The sequence below is a fragment of the Pseudomonas persica genome, assembly GCF_900291015.1.
Taxonomy (GTDB): Bacteria; Pseudomonadota; Gammaproteobacteria; order Pseudomonadales; family Pseudomonadaceae; genus Aquipseudomonas.
In genome coordinates this window covers 1-266 of record NZ_OLKL01000178.1, presented here as the reverse complement: position 1 = coordinate 266, position 266 = coordinate 1, and the positions used below count along the sequence as shown (strand labels likewise).

Annotated in this window: 1 protein-coding gene; it reads left to right on the top strand. The window is 42.1% G+C overall.

All coding sequences use genetic code 11. The features are described 5' to 3' along the window. The coding region (locus FQ664_RS26190; RefSeq protein WP_218570434.1) for a hypothetical protein at window positions 1-266 on the top strand (266 nt) is incomplete at both ends.

Sequence of the window (266 nt, the reverse complement as noted above, 5' to 3'; positions counted from 1 at the left end):
GCTTATGACCCAACTCGAGTCGATGAAAATAACCTGCCACAGTCTTTTGATGACCTGACAACTTGGATCAAAGAACACAAACAACAGTTTGGTGTGAACGATCCAAACAAAGGCGGTGCAGGTAATGCCTTCATTCAACGTGCAATTTATTACGCATCAGGCAACAACGATGTCTACTTCCAAAATGAAATGGACAAGTCTGTAATTCCTACTTGGTCAAAAACGTGGGAGTGGTTTGAAGGTAACCAAGACAACATCGTTATCAC